Origin of the sequence: Erwinia plantamica, from assembly GCF_043420595.1 — a bacterium.
In the GTDB taxonomy this organism is placed as follows: Bacteria; Pseudomonadota; Gammaproteobacteria; order Enterobacterales; family Enterobacteriaceae; genus Erwinia; species Erwinia aeris.
Genome location: NZ_JBGCUC010000008.1, coordinates 1 through 19,824 on the forward strand (window position 1 = coordinate 1; position 19,824 = coordinate 19,824).

The 19,824-nt window shown below is 56.9% G+C and carries 13 protein-coding genes, 1 rRNA gene and 1 riboswitch; of the genes, 10 read left to right on the top strand and 4 right to left on the bottom strand.

Going from position 1 to position 19,824, the window contains the following annotated elements; translation table 11 throughout:
* The 4 genes from rrf to AB3U87_RS10090 form a co-directional block, all read left to right on the top strand.
* A 5S ribosomal RNA gene (gene rrf / locus AB3U87_RS10075) occupies positions 1–109 on the top strand; the annotation flags it as partial.
* A gap of 288 nt (positions 110–397) precedes the next feature.
* Positions 398–1,327, top strand: coding sequence for a homoserine O-acetyltransferase MetA (gene metA, locus AB3U87_RS10080; RefSeq protein ID WP_253456254.1), 930 nt, complete (start codon positions 398–400; stop codon positions 1,325–1,327).
* A 106-nt stretch (positions 1,328–1,433) separates the two neighbouring features.
* Positions 1,434–5,114, top strand: coding sequence for a methionine synthase (metH, locus tag AB3U87_RS10085; RefSeq protein ID WP_394148918.1), 3,681 nt, complete (start codon positions 1,434–1,436; stop codon positions 5,112–5,114).
* A 196-nt stretch (positions 5,115–5,310) separates the two neighbouring features.
* Positions 5,311–6,936: a Na/Pi cotransporter family protein gene (locus AB3U87_RS10090; RefSeq protein WP_253461156.1), complete on the top strand. Its 1,626-nt coding sequence runs from the start codon at positions 5,311–5,313 to the stop codon at positions 6,934–6,936.
* Between the two features lie 33 nt (positions 6,937–6,969).
* Here AB3U87_RS10090 and panS read toward each other — a convergent pair whose 3' ends face one another.
* From panS to AB3U87_RS10110, 4 genes are all read right to left on the bottom strand, one after another.
* Positions 6,970–7,887 (bottom strand): ketopantoate/pantoate/pantothenate transporter PanS, encoded by a 918-nt coding sequence (gene panS / locus AB3U87_RS10095; RefSeq protein ID WP_394148919.1) that lies wholly within the window; start codon positions 7,885–7,887, stop codon positions 6,970–6,972.
* 167 nt (positions 7,888–8,054) lie between these two features.
* Positions 8,055–8,747 (bottom strand): aquaporin Z, encoded by a 693-nt coding sequence (gene aqpZ / locus AB3U87_RS10100; RefSeq protein ID WP_253456239.1) that lies wholly within the window; start codon positions 8,745–8,747, stop codon positions 8,055–8,057.
* Positions 8,748–9,074: 327 nt separating this feature from the next.
* Positions 9,075–10,427, bottom strand: coding sequence for a lysine-sensitive aspartokinase 3 (gene lysC / locus AB3U87_RS10105; protein WP_253456236.1), 1,353 nt, complete (start codon positions 10,425–10,427; stop codon positions 9,075–9,077).
* A 94-nt stretch (positions 10,428–10,521) separates the two neighbouring features.
* Positions 10,522–10,715, bottom strand: a riboswitch (Lysine riboswitch).
* A gap of 52 nt (positions 10,716–10,767) precedes the next feature.
* Complete coding sequence (locus tag AB3U87_RS10110) at positions 10,768–12,570, bottom strand: cation:proton antiporter (RefSeq protein WP_253456233.1); 1,803 nt, start codon at positions 12,568–12,570, stop codon at positions 10,768–10,770.
* A gap of 213 nt (positions 12,571–12,783) precedes the next feature.
* Between AB3U87_RS10110 and pgi the strand changes: the two genes are divergently transcribed.
* From pgi to psiE, 6 genes are all read left to right on the top strand, one after another.
* Entirely contained in the window at positions 12,784–14,433 is a 1,650-nt protein-coding gene (gene pgi, locus AB3U87_RS10115; protein WP_301252087.1) for a glucose-6-phosphate isomerase, read from the top strand.
* A 643-nt stretch (positions 14,434–15,076) separates the two neighbouring features.
* Positions 15,077–15,325 carry an exopolysaccharide production protein YjbE gene (yjbE, locus tag AB3U87_RS10120; protein ID WP_125290158.1) on the top strand — a complete coding sequence of 83 codons (249 nt, stop codon included), beginning with the start codon at positions 15,077–15,079 and terminating at the stop codon, positions 15,323–15,325.
* Positions 15,326–15,404: 79 nt separating this feature from the next.
* Complete coding sequence (locus AB3U87_RS10125) at positions 15,405–16,046, top strand: YjbF family lipoprotein (RefSeq protein ID WP_253456227.1); 642 nt, start codon at positions 15,405–15,407, stop codon at positions 16,044–16,046.
* Positions 16,043–16,792 (top strand): capsule biosynthesis GfcC D2 domain-containing protein, encoded by a 750-nt coding sequence (locus AB3U87_RS10130; protein WP_253456224.1) that lies wholly within the window; start codon positions 16,043–16,045, stop codon positions 16,790–16,792. The genes AB3U87_RS10125 and AB3U87_RS10130 overlap by 4 nt, the downstream gene beginning before the upstream one ends.
* A complete protein-coding gene (locus AB3U87_RS10135; protein WP_253456221.1) occupies positions 16,792–18,879 on the top strand; it encodes a YjbH domain-containing protein in 2,088 nt (695 codons plus the stop codon). Before AB3U87_RS10130 ends, AB3U87_RS10135 begins: the two co-directional genes overlap by 1 nt.
* A 148-nt stretch (positions 18,880–19,027) precedes the next feature.
* Complete coding sequence (psiE, locus tag AB3U87_RS10140) at positions 19,028–19,426, top strand: phosphate-starvation-inducible protein PsiE (protein WP_253456218.1); 399 nt, start codon at positions 19,028–19,030, stop codon at positions 19,424–19,426.
* Positions 19,427–19,824: the final 398 nt, after the last annotated feature.

Consider the following 19,824-nt stretch of genomic DNA (forward strand, 5'->3'; position numbering starts at 1 on the left):
GCTTTAGCGCGGTGGTCCCACCTGACCCCATGCCGAACTCAGAAGTGAAACGCCGTAGCGCCGATGGTAGTGTGGGGCCTCCCCATGCGAGAGTAGGGAACTGCCAGGCATCAAATTGCAACAGCCCCGACCTCACGGTCGGGGTTTTTTGCGTTGGTGGGCCGGGAAACTTTTTAGTAACCGATTCAAGAGCTACAGGCTTTATTCCCCTCTCACTTCCTGCCTGGCATTCCCTTTTTACGCTTATATTTCCGTCATCCGGTATATTCTTTAACCTTTGCGTCTGTGATGAAACATTTTCAACTACTTCATCTCATCTCGACTTTCAGCGCCTGACCCGCTATCTTTGGCTGTCTGGATGTCTAAACGTATAAATGGTTAGCCGAGGAAGTAAACGATGCCGATTAGGGTACCCGATGAATTACCAGCCGTGAATTTTCTGCGTAATGAAAATGTATTTGTGATGACCTCTACAAGGGCCAGCACTCAGGAAATCCGCCCGTTAAAAGTGCTGGTTTTGAATCTGATGCCTAAAAAAATCGAGACGGAGAACCAGTTTTTACGCCTGCTTTCTAACTCGCCGTTGCAAATAGATATTCAACTTCTGCGCGTCGACAGCCGCGAGTCACGCAATACGCCTGTGGAGCACCTGAACAACTTTTACTGTAATTTTGAGGATATTCAGGACAATAACTACGATGGTCTGATCGTTACCGGGGCACCGCTGGGCCTGGTGGATTTTAACGATGTGGCGTACTGGCCGCAGATCCAGCGCGTTCTCCACTGGGCTAAAGAGCACGTTACCTCCACGCTTTTTGTTTGCTGGGCGGTGCAGGCTGCTTTGAATATCCTGTACGGCATCCCTAAACAAACGCGTGATAAAAAATTATCGGGCGTTTATGAGCATCGTATTCTGCATCCGCACGCTCTGTTAACGCGTGGCTTCGACGATACTTTTCTGGCGCCGCATTCACGCTATGCGGATTTCCCGACGCACCTGCTGCGCGATTACACGGATCTGGAAATTTTTGCCGAATCAGAAGAGACGGGCGCTTACCTGTTCGCCAGCAAAGACAAGCGTCTGGCTTTCGTCACCGGCCATCCGGAATACGATGCGCTGACGCTGTCCGGCGAATACCATCGTGACTACGAAGCCGGGCTGCATCCGGAGGTACCCTGTAATTACTTCCCACAGGACAACCCGGAACTGCCGCCTCGAGCCAGCTGGCGCAGCCACGGCAACCTGCTGTTTTCAAACTGGCTGAACTACTACGTTTACCAGATCACGCCGTTCGATCTGCGTCATATGAACCCAACGCTGGAATAGTAGCGCAGGGCGTTTTGCCAGACCGCCAGTCGGATGCTTCTACGTGATGAAAACTTGTGCCAGTATGGATTGCCGGCATCGTGCCGCAGGTGAGAAAGAGGCAACAGTGGGCAACAGAACAGAAGCGCTGCATCAGCAGCTGGCAAAACGCATCATGGTGCTGGATGGCGGCATGGGCACCATGATCCAGAGCTATCGTCTGAGCGAAGAGGATTTTCGCGGCGAGCGGTTTGCCGACTGGCAGAGCGATTTAAAGGGTAATAACGACCTGCTGGTGCTGACGCGGCCTGATGTGATAAGCGACATTCACCACGCCTATCTACAGGCGGGCGCAGATATTCTGGAAACCAACACGTTCAACGCCACCCCTGTTGCGATGGCGGATTACCATATGGCCTCGCTGTCGGCGGAAATCAACTTTGCCGCCGCAAAGCTGGCCCGTGAGTGCGCCGATGCCTGGACGGCCCGCACGCCAGAAAAACCACGCTATGTTGCAGGCGTTTTAGGGCCAACTAACCGCACCTGCTCGATTTCGCCGGACGTTAACGATCCTGCCTTCCGTAATATCACTTTCAATCAGCTGGTCGAAGCCTACCGTGAATCAACAAAGGCACTGATGGCGGGCGGCGTTGATATTATTATGATCGAAACCATTTTCGATACGTTAAATGCCAAAGCGGCCATTTTCGCGATAAAAAGCGAATTTGACGAGCAGGGCATTACGCTGCCTCTGATGATTTCCGGCACCATTACCGATGCATCCGGCCGTACGCTTTCGGGACAGACTACCGAAGCTTTTTATAATTCGCTGCGTCATGCGCAGCCGCTGTCGTTCGGCCTGAACTGCGCGCTGGGGCCGGACGAGCTGCGTCAGTACGTGGCGGAGCTGTCGCGCATTGCGGAAAGCTACGTGACCGCGCACCCCAATGCGGGCCTGCCTAACGCCTTTGGTGAATACGATCTGGACGCGGACATTATGGCGGAGCAGATAGGTGAATGGGCGCGATCGGGCTTTTTAAATATCGTCGGCGGCTGCTGCGGTACTACGCCAGCACATATTGCCGCAATGGCCGCCGCGGTAGAGGGCGTTACGCCTCGCCAGCGGCCGGATCTGCCCGTGGCCTGTCGTCTTTCCGGTCTTGAACCACTGAACATCAGCGCTGAAACGCTGTTCGTCAACGTCGGCGAGCGCACCAACGTTACCGGCTCGGCAAAATTCAAGCGTCTGATCAAAGAAGAGAAGTACAGCGAGGCGCTGGAAGTGGCGTTGCAGCAGGTGGAAAGCGGCGCGCAGATCGTTGATATCAATATGGACGAGGGGATGCTGGATGCGGAGGCGGCGATGGTACGCTTCCTGAACCTGATTGCCGGTGAGCCGGATATTGCGCGCGTGCCGGTGATGATCGACTCCTCCAAATGGGAAGTGATTGAAAAAGGCCTGCAGTGTATTCAGGGCAAAGGCATCGTTAACTCCATTTCGATGAAGGAAGGCATCGAAGCCTTTATTCATCATGCCCGTCTGGTGCGGCGCTACGGCGCGGCAATGGTTGTGATGGCGTTTGATGAGATCGGCCAGGCGGATACCCGCGAACGCAAAATCGCTATCTGCCGTCGTGCCTATCAGATCCTGACGGAAGAGGTTGGCTTCCCGCCGGAAGATATCATTTTCGACCCCAACATCTTTGCGGTCGCTACCGGCATTGAAGAGCACAACAACTACGCGATGGATTTCATCGGCGCCTGTGAAGATATCAAGCGAGAGCTGCCGCACGCGATGATTTCAGGCGGCGTCTCCAACGTCTCCTTTTCCTTTCGCGGCAACGATCCGGTACGTGAAGCTATCCACGCGGTTTTCCTTTATTACGCTATTCGCAACGGTATGGATATGGGGATCGTCAATGCCGGTCAGCTGGCCATCTATGACGACCTGGCGCCAGATCTGCGCGACGCGGTAGAAGACGTGGTGCTTAACCGGCGTGAAGACAGCACCGAGCGGCTGCTGACGCTGGCGGAAAAATATCGTGGCAGCAAGGCGGACGACGGAAACAAGCCGCAGGCAGAATGGCGCAGCTGGGAAGTGGAAAAGCGGCTGGAGTATTCGCTGGTTAAAGGCATTACCGAATTTATTGAAGAGGATACCGAGGCCGCGCGCCAGAAGGCGAGTCGCCCGATTGAAGTAATCGAGGGGCCGCTGATGGCGGGCATGAACGTGGTCGGCGACCTGTTTGGCGAAGGCAAAATGTTCCTGCCGCAGGTAGTGAAATCCGCGCGCGTAATGAAGCAGGCAGTGGCTTATCTGGAGCCTTATATTGAGGCGAGCAAAGAGAAGGGCCGCACCAACGGCAAAATCGTGCTCGCTACGGTAAAAGGCGATGTTCACGACATTGGTAAAAATATCGTCGGCGTGGTGCTGCAATGCAACAACTACGAAATCGTCGATCTGGGCGTGATGGTGCCCGGCGATAAAATTCTTAAAACCGCCAGAGAACAAAATGCCGATATCATCGGTCTGTCGGGGCTGATTACGCCGTCGCTGGACGAGATGGTCAACGTGGCGAAAGAGATGGAGCGGCAGGGCTTTACGCTGCCGCTGCTGATCGGCGGCGCAACCACGTCCAAAGCGCATACGGCCGTTAAAATCGAGCAAAACTATAGCGGCCCAACGGTCTATGTGCAAAACGCCTCGCGCACGGTTGGCGTGGTTTCAGCGCTGCTTTCCGCCACGCAGCGTGACGATTTCGTGGCCCGCACGCGTAAAGAGTATGAAACGGTGCGCATCCAGCACGGTCGTAAAAAGCCGCGCACGCCGCCGGTCTCGCTGGCGACGGCAAGGGCTAATGCCCTGGCGCTGGACTGGGAAGATTATACGCCGCCCGTGCCGCACCGGCTGGGCATAAGCGAAGTAAGCGCTAACATCGAAACGCTGCGGCACTATATAGACTGGACGCCGTTCTTTATGACCTGGTCGCTGGCTGGCAAATATCCCCGCATTCTGGAAGACGAAGTGGTGGGTGTTGAGGCGAAACGGCTTTTTGACGATGCGAACGCGATGCTGGACGAGCTGAGCGCGAAGCAGGCGCTTACACCGCGCGGCGTAGTAGGCATTTTTCCGGCTAACCGCGTCGGCGACGATATCCATATTTATCGCGACGAAGCACGCCGCGACGTTCTGCAAGTAAGCCATCACTTACGTCAGCAGACGGAAAAAACGGACTTTGCGAACTACTGCCTGGCCGATTTTGTGGCACCGGCTGCCAGCCGCAAAGCCGACTATCTGGGCGCGTTCGCCGTTACCGGCGGCCTGGAGGAAGATTCGCTGGCGGAAGCCTATGACGCCGCTCATGATGATTACAACAAAATCATGGTGAAAGCGCTGGCAGATCGTCTGGCGGAAGCGTTCGCGGAATATCTGCATGAGCGAGTTCGTAAGGTCATCTGGGGCTTTGCGCCTACGGAAAACCTGAGCAATGAAGAGCTGATCCGTGAGAACTATCAGGGCATTCGTCCCGCGCCCGGCTATCCCGCCTGTCCGGAACACACCGAGAAGGCGACCATCTGGCAGCTGCTGGATGTTGAAACCCATACCGGCATGAGGCTGACGGAATCTTTTGCCATGTGGCCGGGCGCATCGGTTTCCGGCTGGTACTTCAGCCATCCGCAAAGCAAATATTTTGCGGTCGCTCAACTGCAACGCGATCAGGTAGAAGATTATGCGCAGCGCAAAGGGATGTCGGTGAGCGAAGTTGAGCGCTGGCTGGCCTCAAACCTGGGTTATGACGCCGACTGACCAATGCCGAGGGCAGATAACAGGATCTGCCCTGCTTTTCTCCCGCCTGCTCTTCAGCCAGCGCCAGTCGCGCGATGCCATTTCAATAATATGACGCTGATAAAAAAGCTTTTTCGCCAGAGCGACTAAACTTAAGGCGACGGTCGCTCATCAGGACTAAAGCTTTTATTCGTGAAAATCCGTGAGGTTAATATCGGTGCTGACCCTGCTTAATTTACTTTCTGCCGTAGCGCTGCTGGTGTGGGGAACGCATATTGTTCGTACCGGCATTATGCGAGTTTACGGCGCAGATCTCCGCCGCGTGCTCAGCCGCAGCGTGGCGAAAAAGCCGATGGCCTTTGTGGCCGGCATCGGCGTCACCGCGCTGGTGCAGAGCAGCAATGCCACCACGCTGCTGGTGACTTCGTTTGTGGCGCAGGAGCTGGTGGCGCTGACGCCCGCGCTGGTGATCATACTGGGCGCGGACGTGGGGACGGCGCTCATGGCGCGCATCCTGACCTTTGATCTTTCCTGGCTGTCGCCGCTGTTTATTTTCTTTGGCGTGGTCTTTTTCCTGGGACGCAAACAGACGCGCGCCGGGCAGCTTGGCCGCGCCAGCATCGGGCTGGGGCTGATCCTGCTGGCGCTACAGCTGATCGTCGCGGCGGCGACGCCAATCACCCAGGCCGCAGGCGTTAAGGTAATCTTCTCTTCGCTCACCGGCGACGTAATGCTGGACTCGCTGATTGGCGCGGTATTTGCCATTATCAGCTATTCGAGTCTGGCGGCGGTGCTGATCACCGCCACGCTCACCGCGACCGGCGTTATCTCTTTTAAAGTGGCGCTGTGCCTGGTGATCGGCGCGAATCTGGGCAGCGGCCTGCTGGCGATGCTGAACAACAGCGGCTCCAATGCCGCAGGGAAACAGGTGGCGCTGGGCAGTCTGCTGTTCAAATTTATCGGCTCGCTGATAGTGCTGCCTTTCATCGATCTGCTGGCGGACTGGCTGCAAAAGCTGCCGGTTAACGACGAAGAGCTGGTGATCTTTTTCCACGTCTTCTACAACCTGATCCGCTGTCTGGTGATGGTGCCTTTCGCCGATTTGATGGCCGATCTGTGCCAGCGAATTATTCGTGAAGAGCCGGAAACGGATTTGCGCCTGAAGCCGAAACATCTGGACAGTAGCGCGCTGGATACGCCCGCGCTGGCGCTGGCGAACGCTTCAAGAGAGACGCTGCGCATGGGTGACGTGCTGGAACAGATGCTGACCAGCTTCAGTAAAGTGATGCACGGCGAGCTGCGAGAGGAAAGGGAAATCCGGCGGCTGGACGACGACGTTGACATACTTTATACCGCGATCAAACTCTATCTGGCGCAGATGCCGAAAGAAGATCTCCCGGAAGAGGATTCGCGGCGCTGGGCGGAAATCATCGAAATGGCGCTGAACCTGGAAATGGCGGGCGATATTCTGGAGCGCATGAGCGGCGACGTGGTGGATAAATCGCTGAATGCGCGCCGTGCTTTTTCGGTGGAGGGCCTGGCGGAACTGGATGCGCTGCTTGAGCAGCTCAACGCCAACCTGCGTCTGAGCCTGTCGGTATTTTTATCACATGACGTAACCAGCGCTAAGCGGCTGCGGCGCGCCAAGCACCGTTTCCGCATTACAACTCGCCGCTATTCGCATAAGCATGTCGATCGTCTGCATCAGCAAAACGTGCAGAGTATAGAAACCAGTTCGCTGCATCTGGGCCTGCTGGGCGATATGAAAAGGTTGAACTCGCTATTTTGCGCGGTTGCCTACAGCGTGCTGGAGCAGCCTGACGATCCCAGGGATGAGGAATAACGCAAGCCCCCGCGACAATGCGGGGGAGAAACGCTATTTTTTGCTGATGGGTTTGCTGGACCAGTAGCCCGCCAGCAGCGAGCCGGAAAGATTGTGCCAGACCGAGAACAGCGCGCCCGGCAGCGCGGCCAGCGGTGAGAAGTAAAGCTTGCCCAGCGTCGCCGCCAGCCCGGAGTTTTGCATCCCCACTTCCAGCGCCAGCGTGCGGCAGGTGGATTCATCGAAGCCAAACAGCTTGCCGCCCCAATAGCCGCCCAGCAGGCCGATAGCGTTATGCAGGATCACTGCGGCTATCGTCACCAGCCCCACCGACCCGATAAAGCCCTGACTGCCCGCTACGACGGCGCTAATAATCAGCAGAATGCAGACCATGGAAAAAGCGGGCAGATAAGGCTCCACGCGGCGCACCACGCCGTGCAGCGTGTGATGGACAATCAGCCCGATGCTAATCGGCACCACCACGATTTTAACGATGCTCAGCAGCATCCCGGCGACATCCACCTGAATATGCGTATCCACGTAGAGCTTAGTCAGCAGCGGCGTGGCGAACACGCCTATCAGTGCGGAGACGGACGAGATGGTCACCGACAGCGCCACGTCGCCCTTAGCCAGATAGATCATCACGTTGGAAGCGGTGCCGCTGGCGACGCTGCCGACCAGGATCATGCCCGCTGCCAGATCCGGCGGCATCTTAAACAGTTTTGCCAGCGCCCAGGCGGCGAGCGGCATCACCAGATAGTGCAAAAACGTGCCGGCGATAACCGGTGCCGGTCGGGTCAGCACGCGTTTGAAATCGTTGATATTCAGCGTGACGCCCATACCAAACATAATCAGCATCAGCAAATAAGTGACCCAGGGGCCAATACCCAGAAAGGGGGTTGGCGTGTACCAGGCAGCAAGGGAAAGCAGGACTGCCCATAACGGGAACAGTCGGGTAACGGTGGCGAGCATAGCCAGACTTCCTTTTTATGTTGTGATTACAGAATGCCGTTTTCCCGGAACGGGGGAAAAGCGGTCGTCGAATCATAGCATTAGCCGATGGGAAAGGAAGGACGAGCGGACAGCGGCGGGAAAGACGCAGGAAAAGGGCGGGCCAGCAGCGGCCCGCCAGGCAGGCGTTACGCTTTTTCCTCCAGCAGAACGCGGTAAATCAGGCCGCCAACCAGCGCGCCGACGAGCGGCATCGCCCAGAACATCCATAGCTGATCCAGCGCCCAGCCGCCCTGGAAGATAGCCACGGCGGTACTGCGTGCCGGGTTAACCGAGGTATTGGTCACCGGAATGCTGATCAAATGGATCAGGGTCAGCGCCAGACCGATAGCAATGGGCGCAAAGCCCTTCGGCGCGCGTTTGTCGGTCGCGCCGTGGATAACGATCAGGAAAATAGCGGTCAGCACGGCTTCCGCAATCATGCCGGACAGCAGAGAGAAACCGCCGGGCGAATGCTCGCCGTAGCCGTTGGCGGCAAAACCGCTGGCTGCCGCGTCAAAAGAGGCTTTGCCGCTGGCGATCAGATAAAGCGTGCCTGCCGCCAGCGCGCCGCCCACAACCTGCGCCAGCACATAGGGAAGGATTTGCGACGCGGGAAAACGGCCGCCGGCCCACAGGCCTATGGTTACCGCCGGATTAAAATGACCGCCCGAGATATGCCCTACGGCATAAGCCATCGTCAGGACGGTCAGGCCAAACGCCAGCGATACGCCGACAAAACCAATTCCCAGTTCGGGAAAAGCCGCGGCTAATACCGCGCTACCACAGCCGCCGAGAACCAGCACAAAGGTTCCCAGCGATTCAGCGACTAACCTACGCATGTTTTGCTCCATTATTTGATTTAACGCCACGATTATCCCTGGCTTGTCCAACCGGAAAATCAACGGAACGGAGAATATGCTGTCTGCGGGCGGATCTGCGGCTTTATTAGCGACTGGCTTGAGCCAGATCAAAAGATAAGCGCTCGCTGAGTAAAGCGATGAAAGGGAAAAACAAGAAAAGTAAAAAAGCGGGCAAGGCTGCTAATAAGCCTTCAGGCTATCAGGCCACCATTGGGCTGATAAAGGCGGCATTGCTGCTGCGAAAACGGCAGGGCGCCGCAGGCTTGTCAGCAATCTGGAAGCCGGGCTTCCGCCCGGCTTCCACGCTTACTCAAACAGATTTTTATGCAGCGCCTGCACCACCTGTTCGGCGTCGTTGCCCGGCACCAGGAAGCAGAGGTTATAGCTGCTTGCGCCATAGCAGATCAGGCGCAGGTTAAACGGCTCCAGCACGCCGAAGACCTCTTTGCCGACGCCGCAGGCTTTGGAAAGCTGATTGCCGATCAGCGCCACCAGCGCCAGATTCTCTTCTACCTCTACGCGGCACAGCGAAGAGAGCTCGGTCAGCAGCGCCTGAGTCAGCAGGCCATCGCTGTTGGAGGTGGAGCCAGTGGTATCCAGCGTCAGCGCAACGCTTACCTCCGAAGTGGTAATCAGATCGACCGAGATATTATGGCGCGCGAGGATGGTGAAAACCTCAACCAGAAAGCCGCGCGCGTGCAGCATATTCAGGCTGTGCAGCGTCAGCAGCGTCTGTTTGCGGCGCAGGGCCAGCGCGCGGAACAGCGGCGGATCCTGCGTTTCGTTGCAGACGCGCGTGCCGCCAGCGGCCGGATCCTTACTGGAGCCGACGAACACCGGAATATCGCTGCGTACGGCAGGCAACAGCGTGGCCGGATGCAGCACCTTGGCACCAAACGTCGCCATCTCCGCCGCTTCGCCAAAGGTGATTTCATCAATGCGTTTCGCCGTCGGCACCACGCGCGGATCGGTGGTATAGATGCCCGGTACATCGGTCCAGATGTCGATACGGCTTGCGTGCAGCGCTTCGCCCAGCAGCGCGGCGGTATAGTCGCTGCCGCCGCGACCCAGCGTGGTGGTGCGGCCTTTCGGCTCGCTGCCGATAAAGCCCTGGGTCACGATCAGCGCTTCGCCCAGCCGCGGCGCCAGCTGTGCCTGAGTCAGTTCCGCCAGCAGCGCGACATCCGGCTCTGCGCGACCAAAGCGGTCGTTGGTGCGCATCACTTTACGCACGTCGAACCACTCGGAGGCCACTTCGCGCTGGCGCAGGATCTCTACAAACAGCAGGCTGGACATCAGTTCGCCGTGGCTGACCAGCTCATCGGTCAGCGCGGTTGAGGTAGCCAGCGCGGCGGCTTCGGAAAGCATGGTGATGTTTTCCAGCACGCGATCGATTTCGTCGCGAATCACTTCAGAATGCGGCAGCTGGTCAACAATGGCGTACTGGATGCGGCGGATCTCATCCAGTTGATAAGCACGCTGCTCCTGCTCCAGGCCTTCCGCCAGGGAAACCAACAGGTTGGTGACGCCCGCAGAGGCGGAAAGCACCACCACGCGCACATTCGGATCGGCCAGCACCACGTCGGCGCTGCGGTTCATGGCGGCGTAATCGGCAACGCTGGTGCCGCCGAACTTCGCCACGATCAATGATTGGGACATGTCTTGACATACCTCGTGTCAGGTTAAAATCTATCAGCCTTGGCACAAGGGAAGAGCAGAAACGGGGCAGACGTAGAAAAGGGATTACTACGAGTCACCCAGAAGCGCTCCACCTTGCAAATCGTCCGCCCGGCGGACGATCGTGGTGACAACCCAGAGGATTCAGCCCCTGTAGCCGATACGCCCCATACCGCATGGTTTGTACCTCGGCGTCGCTCCCCCTGATGTGTTTTCTACGGATTCGGTTCCTCCAACACACTGCCTGGGCGACGCGCCTCTTCTGGCCTGCGCATCAGATGCGCAGCTAGCCGCCCAGAAATACCGGGTTATTGCCTTGCTGTCAATCCCCGGAACTGGCCGATGATTCATTTTGTACCAGAGCGATCACCGTACAGGGCAGCGCGGGCGGCTGGCCGTCGCCTATTTTCAGCTTGCCCTGTTCGTCCTGCACAAAGAGCAACAGCGCGTTCTGATTCTTTTCCAGATACTCTTCCCAGCCGAAATTTTCATTCAGGCCCGTCGCTTTGATTACGCCGCCTTTCGCCAGCAGGCTGCTGAGGCGGGCATAGGTATGCTCCTGGCTGAACAGCACTTCATGACGGCGAAAGCGCGGGCTTTCACTGTCGCGGCGGCCTTTCAGCGCGGCGCCCGAACGAATAGCCGCCACGTTGTTGTTACCAAAAATATGGCTGAAATGGTAAACGGCCAGCGCATTTTGATGGCGATTGGGCGACAGGGCAAGCACCTGGGCCGTTTCGCTAAGGTCGAGGAAGTTTTCGGCATGATCCGACCAGGCGTTGCCGTAGTAAGCGGGAATGCCTTCCATACGGGCCAGTCGATAATATTCCCAGCTGCTGTCCGTCACCAGCACGGGCAGATCCAGCTTTTGCAGCGCGGCAGCCAGCGCGCGGGCGACGCTGTTCGCGCCGATAATCAGGATACCGCGCGGCTCCCGTTGCTGCACGCGCAGCGCACGGGCGAGGAACGAGCTGGTCAGGCTTTGCAGCACCACGGTGCCGATAATCACCGCAAACACCACGGTCACCAGCCGGCTGGCGCCTTCATAGCCGGTTTTTTCCAGCGTCAGCGCAAACAGCGAGCTGACTGCCGCCGCCACGATGCCGCGTGGCGAAATCCAGCTCAGCAGCAGCTTGTCGCGCCAGGAGAGCGAGGAACCCCACGTGGAGAGCGCGATACAGAGCGGACGAGCGATAAACTGCACCACCAGCAGCAGGCCAAGCAGCGGCCAGCCCATCGCCAGCAGCGCGCCGAGATCCAGCCTGGCAGCCAGAATAATAAACAGCGCGGAGATCAGCAGCGCCGACAGCTCCTCCTTAAAGGCGATAATCTCGCTCAAATCCACATCGCGCATGTTGGCCAGCCAGATCCCCATCACGGTGACGGTCAGCAGGCCCGACTCGTCGGCAATAGCATTCGACGCGCCGAAAGCGGTCAGCGTAACGGCCAGCACCGCAAAGTTTTGCAGATAGCCCGGCAGCCAGACGCGCTTCAGCGCGACGCCCATCAGCCAGCCGAACAGCGCGCCGCCGACGGTGCCGACCACCACGGTCAGGCCGAACGTCCAGAAGAGATGGGTCAGCGACTCCGCTTTTTGCTGTAGCACAATGAATTCAAACACCAGCAGCGTGAAAATAGCGCCGACCGGATCGATCACAATGCCTTCCCAGCGCAGGATCTGATTAATTGCCTTATTCGGACGCACCACGCGCATCAGCGGAGCGATAACCGTCGGGCCGGTGACGACCGTGACGGCGCCGACCAGCGCCGCCAGCTCGGGCGGGAAGTCGAGCAGCAGCCAGCAGGTGAGGCCGATAGCCAGAAAAGTGATAAACATGCCGATTGTGACCAGATTGCGCACCACCTTGCCCAATCCACGGATCTCGTCGAAACGCAGCGTCAACGCGCCTTCAAACAGAATGATCGCTACCGAGAGAGAAACCAGCGGGAACAGCAGAGCGCCAAACAGCGCATCCGGCTGCAAAACATGACCGACCGGCCCCAGGAGAATGCCGAAAACAAGCAGCGGTAAAATGGCCGGTAAACGCAGCAACCAGGCCAGCCACTGGGCCACGAGCGAGCTTAATCCAATGATAACCAACAGGAGTGGCGCAGAAAGCTCCATAAAATTTTTCCTTTAAAGGGCAAGAATAGTCATACTGAAACGCATCGGGTTTCACCCCGCCGCCTGAATTATAAATAGCCCCGGGCAAAAGAGAGGAAAACTTCTCCTCTGATAGCCGTCACCTGTTGCAGGGAAAGGCGTGCGAAAAACGCGTAACAGGTAACATGGCGCCCGGTCTGTTTTACGGTTCTTAAATAAAAAGAGTGTGTTGCTATGAAAAATATCAATCCGACACAAACCGCTGCCTGGCAAGCGCTGCAGCAGCATTTTGCAGAGATGAAAGACGTAGAGATTGCCGACCTGTTCGCGAAAGATGCCGATCGGTTCAGCAAATTTTCCGCCACCTTCGACGATCAAATGCTGGTGGACTTCTCTAAAAACCGCATCACCAGCGAAACGCTCGACAAGCTGCAGGCTCTGGCGAAAGAAACCGAGCTGCAGGATGCTATCAAATCCATGTTCTCCGGGGAAAAAATTAACCGCACTGAAGATCGCGCCGTGCTGCACGTTGCCCTGCGCAACCGCAGCAACAAGCCGATTATGGTCGATGGCAAGGATGTGATGCCGGAAGTCAATGCGGTGCTGGAGAAGATGAAGTCGTTCTCCGATCGCATCATCAGCGGTGAGTGGAAAGGCTACACCGGTAAAGCTATCACCGACGTGGTCAATATTGGTATCGGCGGTTCCGATCTGGGGCCGTTTATGGTTACCGAGGCGCTGCGTCCGTATAAAAACCATCTGAATATGCATTTCGTCTCTAACGTAGACGGCACGCATATCGCGGAAACGGTAAAAGATCTCAGCCCGGAAACCACACTGTTCCTGGTCGCGTCAAAAACCTTCACCACCCAGGAAACCATGACCAACGCCCACAGCGCGCGTGACTGGTTCCTGAAGGCGGCGGGCGACGAGCAGCACGTAGCGAAACATTTCGCCGCGCTCTCTACCAATGCCAAAGCCGTGGGCGAGTTCGGCATCGACACCGCCAATATGTTTGAGTTCTGGGACTGGGTCGGCGGCCGCTATTCGCTCTGGTCGGCGATTGGCCTCTCTATCGTGCTGTCCATTGGCTTCGATAACTTCGAGCAGCTGCTGAGCGGCGCCCACGCGATGGACAACCACTTCGCCAACACGCCTGCGGAGCAAAACCTGCCGGTGATCCTGGCGCTGATCGGCATTTGGTATAACAACTTCTTCGGTGCCGAAACCGAAGCTATCCTGCCTTACGACCAGTACATGCATCGTTTTGCCGCCTACTTCCAGCAGGGCAATATGGAGTCGAACGGCAAATATGTCGATCGCAACGGCAACCCTGTCAGCTATGAAACCGGCCCGATCATCTGGGGCGAGCCTGGCACCAACGGTCAGCACGCCTTCTATCAGCTGATCCACCAGGGCACCAAGCTGGTGCCGTGCGACTTTATCGCGCCGGCCGTCAGCCACAACCAGCTGGGCGATCATCACGCCAAGCTGCTCTCTAACTTCTTCGCACAGACCGAAGCGCTGGCGTTCGGCAAATCTCGCGAAACGGTAGAGAAAGAGTTCGCTGATGCGGGCAAAGATGCGCAGTCCGTCGGGCACATCGTGCCGTTCAAAGTGTTTGAAGGGAACCGTCCGACCAACTCCATTCTGCTGCGTGAAATCAACCCGTTCAGCCTGGGTGCGTTGATTGCGCTGTACGAGCACAAAATCTTTACCCAGGGCGCTATCCTGAACATCTTCACCTTCGATCAGTGGGGCGTGGAGCTGGGTAAACAGCTGGCTAACCGCATCCTGCCTGAGCTTTCCGGCGGCGAGCAGGTGGCAAGCCATGACAGCTCCACCAACGGCCTGATCAACCGCTACAAAAACTGGCGCGGCTGAAACAGCTGACACGCGTCCGGCTCTCTGCTGGCGCAGCGCAAAGTCTGAAGGTCGGCCATCGCGCCGGCCTTTTTTAGCTGCATAATGCGTTTATCAGATCCATCTTTACCTACTGGTGGTCCTGTTTGACAGCGACGCGGTTTCCCGCTGGCCCTGACGAATGCGGCGCTGTGACAGAGTTTAAGGTCAATTCCTCTTCCAATAATTGCTGAATGACCTGCTGCCTGGCTAAGGAAATTCTTAAATTTCAGGCCGCTAAGTCAATTTATGGCAGGAATAGTCCGAAACGTATTCTCGTTCGATGCGCTTAAAACGCTGAGTAAATACATTTAACTCACTGATAAAATGCACTTTTAACAGAAAAAGCGCGCTGCCGCATTTTTTGCCCATAAAACGCCCGTTTTAATCACAATCGGTAGTGAATGGCGCTAACTTGTCGCGTTATGGCAGCGATAAATAGCGATATAACGAGTTTATTGACCAATTGTTGCCTTATCCCTCCAAAAATGTTTCTGTTTCACACAGCGAAGCGGCAGCAGCCAGCGCGTTTAACCGTCCTGAATTCTGGTAATTTATTGCCTTATAATGAGCCGGTCTGAAATCTTTCAGGCGAGTTATCCATTCATTCTATGAAGGATTTTGTATGAAAAAAGTCTTATGTGCTGCTGCAGCCGTAGCGTACTTAGCGACTGCTTCCGCCGCGTTTGCCGCGCCTGAAGAGGCCGGTGCCGCAGCGGGCGCCTCGGCGGGAACCCTTTCCGCCGGGACGACCACGGCAGTGGGTGTGGGCGCGCTTGGCGCGCTGGTTGGCGTGGCGCTGGCAGCAAGCAGCGGCGGTAACGGTTCCAACACCGGAACCACGACTACTACCACCACCAGCACCACTCGTTAAGTGCAGTAAATTAATCATAACCACACGCTTGTGTGGTTATTTTTTGATATTTTCAGACTTCATTCAGGAACTTACACCAGTGCGCTACCTACCACTGCTGCTTTTATGCCTGCTTGCCCAGGGCTGCACACAAACACAAAAAAGCCTGGGGGAGACGGTAAAACTCGCTCTGCTCGGGCCGGACGACGTCGAGGTAACGGCAGAGCAGGTCGAAGGCCTGCCCTATGCCAGCATGTATCTGCGCGTTAACAACGGCCAGCGTATTTTTGTGGTGCTGGGCTTTGACGAAAACGGCCAGCAAAAATGGATCACGCGCGATCGCACCATGATCGTCACGCAGCATGGCCGCGTAGTGAAAACGTTAGGCCTGGCGGACAACCTGCATGAGGTGAGCAACCTTGCTCAGGATCCGCTGGCCGATCCGCTGCATCTGACCGATGGCGCAGGCTGGACACGCCAACTGACCTGGTCGGCAGCGGGCCGCTTCCACGCCGCGACGGCGGTATCGCGCTTTACGCGTTTGCAGGATGAGGTACTTGACCTGACAGGGCACCGCGTCGCCTGCCGCGTCTGGCAGGAAGAGGTCACGGCCGACGGTAAAACCTGGCGCAATATTTTCTGGATCGACACGACTACCGGCCAGGTTCGCCAGTCGCGGCAGACGCTGGGCGGCGACGACGTCTCCGTTGAAACCACCATCCTGAAGCCTGCAAAATCATGAAAAATATTACTTATCTCCTCGCAGGCCTCGCCGCCTGCGTGTCACTGAACGTGTGCGCCGACAGCGAAGTCACCGTCTTCTCGCCGGATCGCAGCGAAACTGCGCTGGTCAGCCATGCGCAAAACCTGGCGCAGCTGACGGCAAGCCCCGCGCTGGCAGGTACCTGGTGGCCAGGCACGGTTATCAGCGAAAAGCTGGCGACGGCAGCGGCGGTACAGCAACAGCAGCAGCTGCTGGCGCGTCTGAAAAGCTGGAGCGCGGAATTACGCGCCGACGACGACGGCGAAAAAGCCGCGGTTGTCGATAACCTTTACCAGCAGATTGCCGCCATTAAGGTCACGGGTCGTCAGATTGTGAACCTCGATCCGGACTGGGTGCGCCTGCGCCCTGAAGAGAACCGTCGGCTGGAGGGTGAATACAGCGTCTATACGCTGCAAAAACCCGGCAGCCTGACGATCGCCGGTCTGGCGAATAACAGCGGCAAAACAACCTGGGTGGCGGGCCGCAGCGTGGTTGACTATCTGGCTGACCACGAGCGTCTGGACGGCGGCGAGCGCAATTTCGTCACGCTGATCGCGCCTACCGGCAAAACCGAGCAGGTGCCGGTCGCCTACTGGAATCGCCGCGATGTTGAACCCGACGCGGGCAGCATCATTTACGTTGGCTTTTCTGCCTGGTCGCTGCCTGACGGCCCGGATCTTAACCAGCAAATTATTTCTGTTTTGACGCACCGGATCCCTGACTGATGAAAAAAACTTACCTTCTCAGCCTGCTGGCGATGTCCGTGGCCTGCGCTTGCCAGGCTCAGGCTGCGGATCCTGTCGGGCCATCGCAGTCCGACTTTGGCGGCGTGGGCCTGCTGCAGGTGCCGACGGCGCGTATGGCGAAAGATGGCGAATTCAGCCTGAACTACCGCTATAACGATCAGTACCGCTTCTATTCCTCCTCGGTGCAGCTTTTCCCGTGGCTGGAAGCCACCATCCGCTATACCGACGTGAAAACCCGTCGCTACAGCGCCGTGGAAAGCTTCAGCGGCAGCCAGTCCTATAAAGACAAGGCGTTCGATCTTAAAGCGCGACTGTGGCAGGAAGGCTACTGGTTGCCGGAAGTCTCCGTCGGTGCGCGCGACCTGGGCGGTACAGGACTGTTCGACAGCGAATATATGGTTGCCAGCAAAGCCTGGGGGCCGTTTGACTTCACCGTCGGGCTGGGCTTCGGCTATCTCGGCAACAGCGGCACGGTCAAAAACCCGTTCTGCGAGGCGGACAGCAGCTACTGCTACCGCTCCAACACCAACGGCACCGCCGGTTCGGTCAGCGACAAAGATCTGTTTAAAGGCCCGGCGGCTATTTTCGGCGGCATTGAATACCAGACGCCATGGCAGCCGCTGCGTCTGAAGGTGGAATACGAAGGCAACGACTATCAGGATGATTTTGCCGGTCGCCTGGAGCAGAAAAGTAAAGTCAACGTTGGGGCTATTTATCGCATCACCGACTGGGCCGACGTTAACGTCAGCTACGAGCGTGGCAACACGCTGATGGCGGGCTTTACGCTGCGCACCAACTTCAACGATCTGCATACCGCCTCGGTGGATGCGCCTAAGCCAGCTTATAATCCACAGCCGCAGGGCGAATTCCTCGAGCCGACGGTGGTGGCGAACCAGCTGACCGACCTGAAATATAATGCGGGCCTGGTGGGGCCAAGAATTCAGGTGAAGGGCGACACGCTTTATGTTTCCGGTCAGCAGGTAAAATATCGCAATACCCAGGAAGGGATCGATCGCGCCAATGTGATCATGATGAATGCGCTGCCGCAGAACATCGAAAAACTGAACGTGACCGAAACGCGCAACAATATGCCGCAGGTCACTACGGAAACCAGCACCGACAGCCTGCGTCAGCAGCTGGAAGGCTATCCGCTCGGCAAAGAAAAAATGCTGGATCAGAAGCGGGTTAACCCGTCCGATCCTGGCCATACCGAGCAGGGCTATTACATCGACGCGGATCGCTTTAACGCCAGCCTGTCACCGGTGCTGAACCAGTCCGTCGGCGGGCCGGAAAGCTTCTATCTGTACCAGGTCGGCGTGATGGCCAGCGCCAACTACTGGCTGACCGATCATTTGCTGGTGGACGGCAGCGTCTTCGGCAACCTGGCGAACAATTACGATAAGTTCACCTATAACGGCGCGCCGGCCGATTCCTCGCTGCCGCGCGTCCGTACCCATATCCGCGACTATGTTGACAACAACGTCTACGTAAATAACCTGCAAGCCAACTATATGCACTCCCTGGGCAACGGCTTTTACGGGCAGGTTTACGGCGGCTATCTGGAAACGATGTATGGCGGCGTGGGCGGCGAACTCCTTTATCGTCCGCTTGATTCCGACTGGGCGTTCGGCGTTGACGCTAACTACGTCAAGCAGCGCGACTGGGACAACATGATGCAGTTCACCGACTACAATGCGAAAGTCGGTAATCTGACCGCCTACTGGCGTCCCTCCTTCTTTAACCATCAGGTGCTGGTGAAGGCGAGCGTGGGTCAGTATCTGGCCGAGGACAAAGGGGCGACGCTGGACGTTTCCCGTCAGTTCGACAGTGGCGTGATCGTCGGCGCTTACGCCACCAAAACCAACGTTTCGGCGGAGGAGTATGGCGAAGGCGACTTCACCAAAGGCTTCTACATTTCTATTCCGATGGATCTGTTTACCGCTTCGCCGACGCGTGGACGCGCGCAGGTCAACTGGACGCCGCTGACGCGCGACGGCGGTCAGATGCTGGGCCGCAAGTATCAGCTTTACGATATGACCACCGATCGGGACAAAGACTTCCGCTAGGGTGCACAGCAAGGGGCGAATTTTCGCCCCTTTTTTTATGCCTGTTGCGGGCGGCTGGCCTGCGGAAAACTTGTGAAGCAGCTCACACTAAAGCATATTGTGGCGGTCAGGATGATCTGACGGGAAATCGTATTTGCAGAGGATGATAATGATTAACGCCACGCGTATTGCCTGGTTTTTACAGATGGTGCTGAACGTAGGCCTGATTTCACTGGCCGGTATTCTGGCCGTTTTTTTAGGAAAAGAGACGTTTCATCTGGCCAACGTGCTGCTGAATACCGGCGAGCAGACCTCTTCGTATCTGCTGATCGAAGGGATTGTGATCTACTTTCTGTACTTTGAATTTATTGCGCTGATTGTGAAGTACTTCCAGTCCGGCTACCACTTCCCGCTGCGCTACTTTGTGTATATCGGCATCACGGCTATTATCCGCCTGATCATCGTCGATCATAAGAATCCGCTCGACACGCTGGCCTATTCTGTCGCGATCCTGATCCTGGTGGTGACGCTGTGGCTGGCGAACAGCAACCGCCTGAAACGCGAATAGGCAGGAAGACGCTTTGTGGGCTGACGAAGCGGCAGCTTTTCGCCCAAGGGCAGAAACAAAAAAACCGCCTTTAACGGCGGTTTTTTTGCGCTGGCCAGGTAAGCGGCCTTGCCAGCAGGTTGATTGCTGATTTAACGCAAGCACTCCCAAGTGCTCATAGAATGTCCTTTTGAAGAATGTCTGTCAAGTGTACAAACTGCTTGTTTAGCGTACAATGCGGGCGGGCCTTTTCGCCGTCTTAAGCAAGCGGGCACCGGATTGGGAAAAGGATTTCCAACGGCCGTAAACGCAAGTACTCCCAAGTGCTTGCATTCGCAGTTACATCTCCGGTGGTGGCATTGCGAAGCGGCCTTTAGCAGGGCCGCACAATGAAACGGTATCTTTGTATCGTGCTCGTT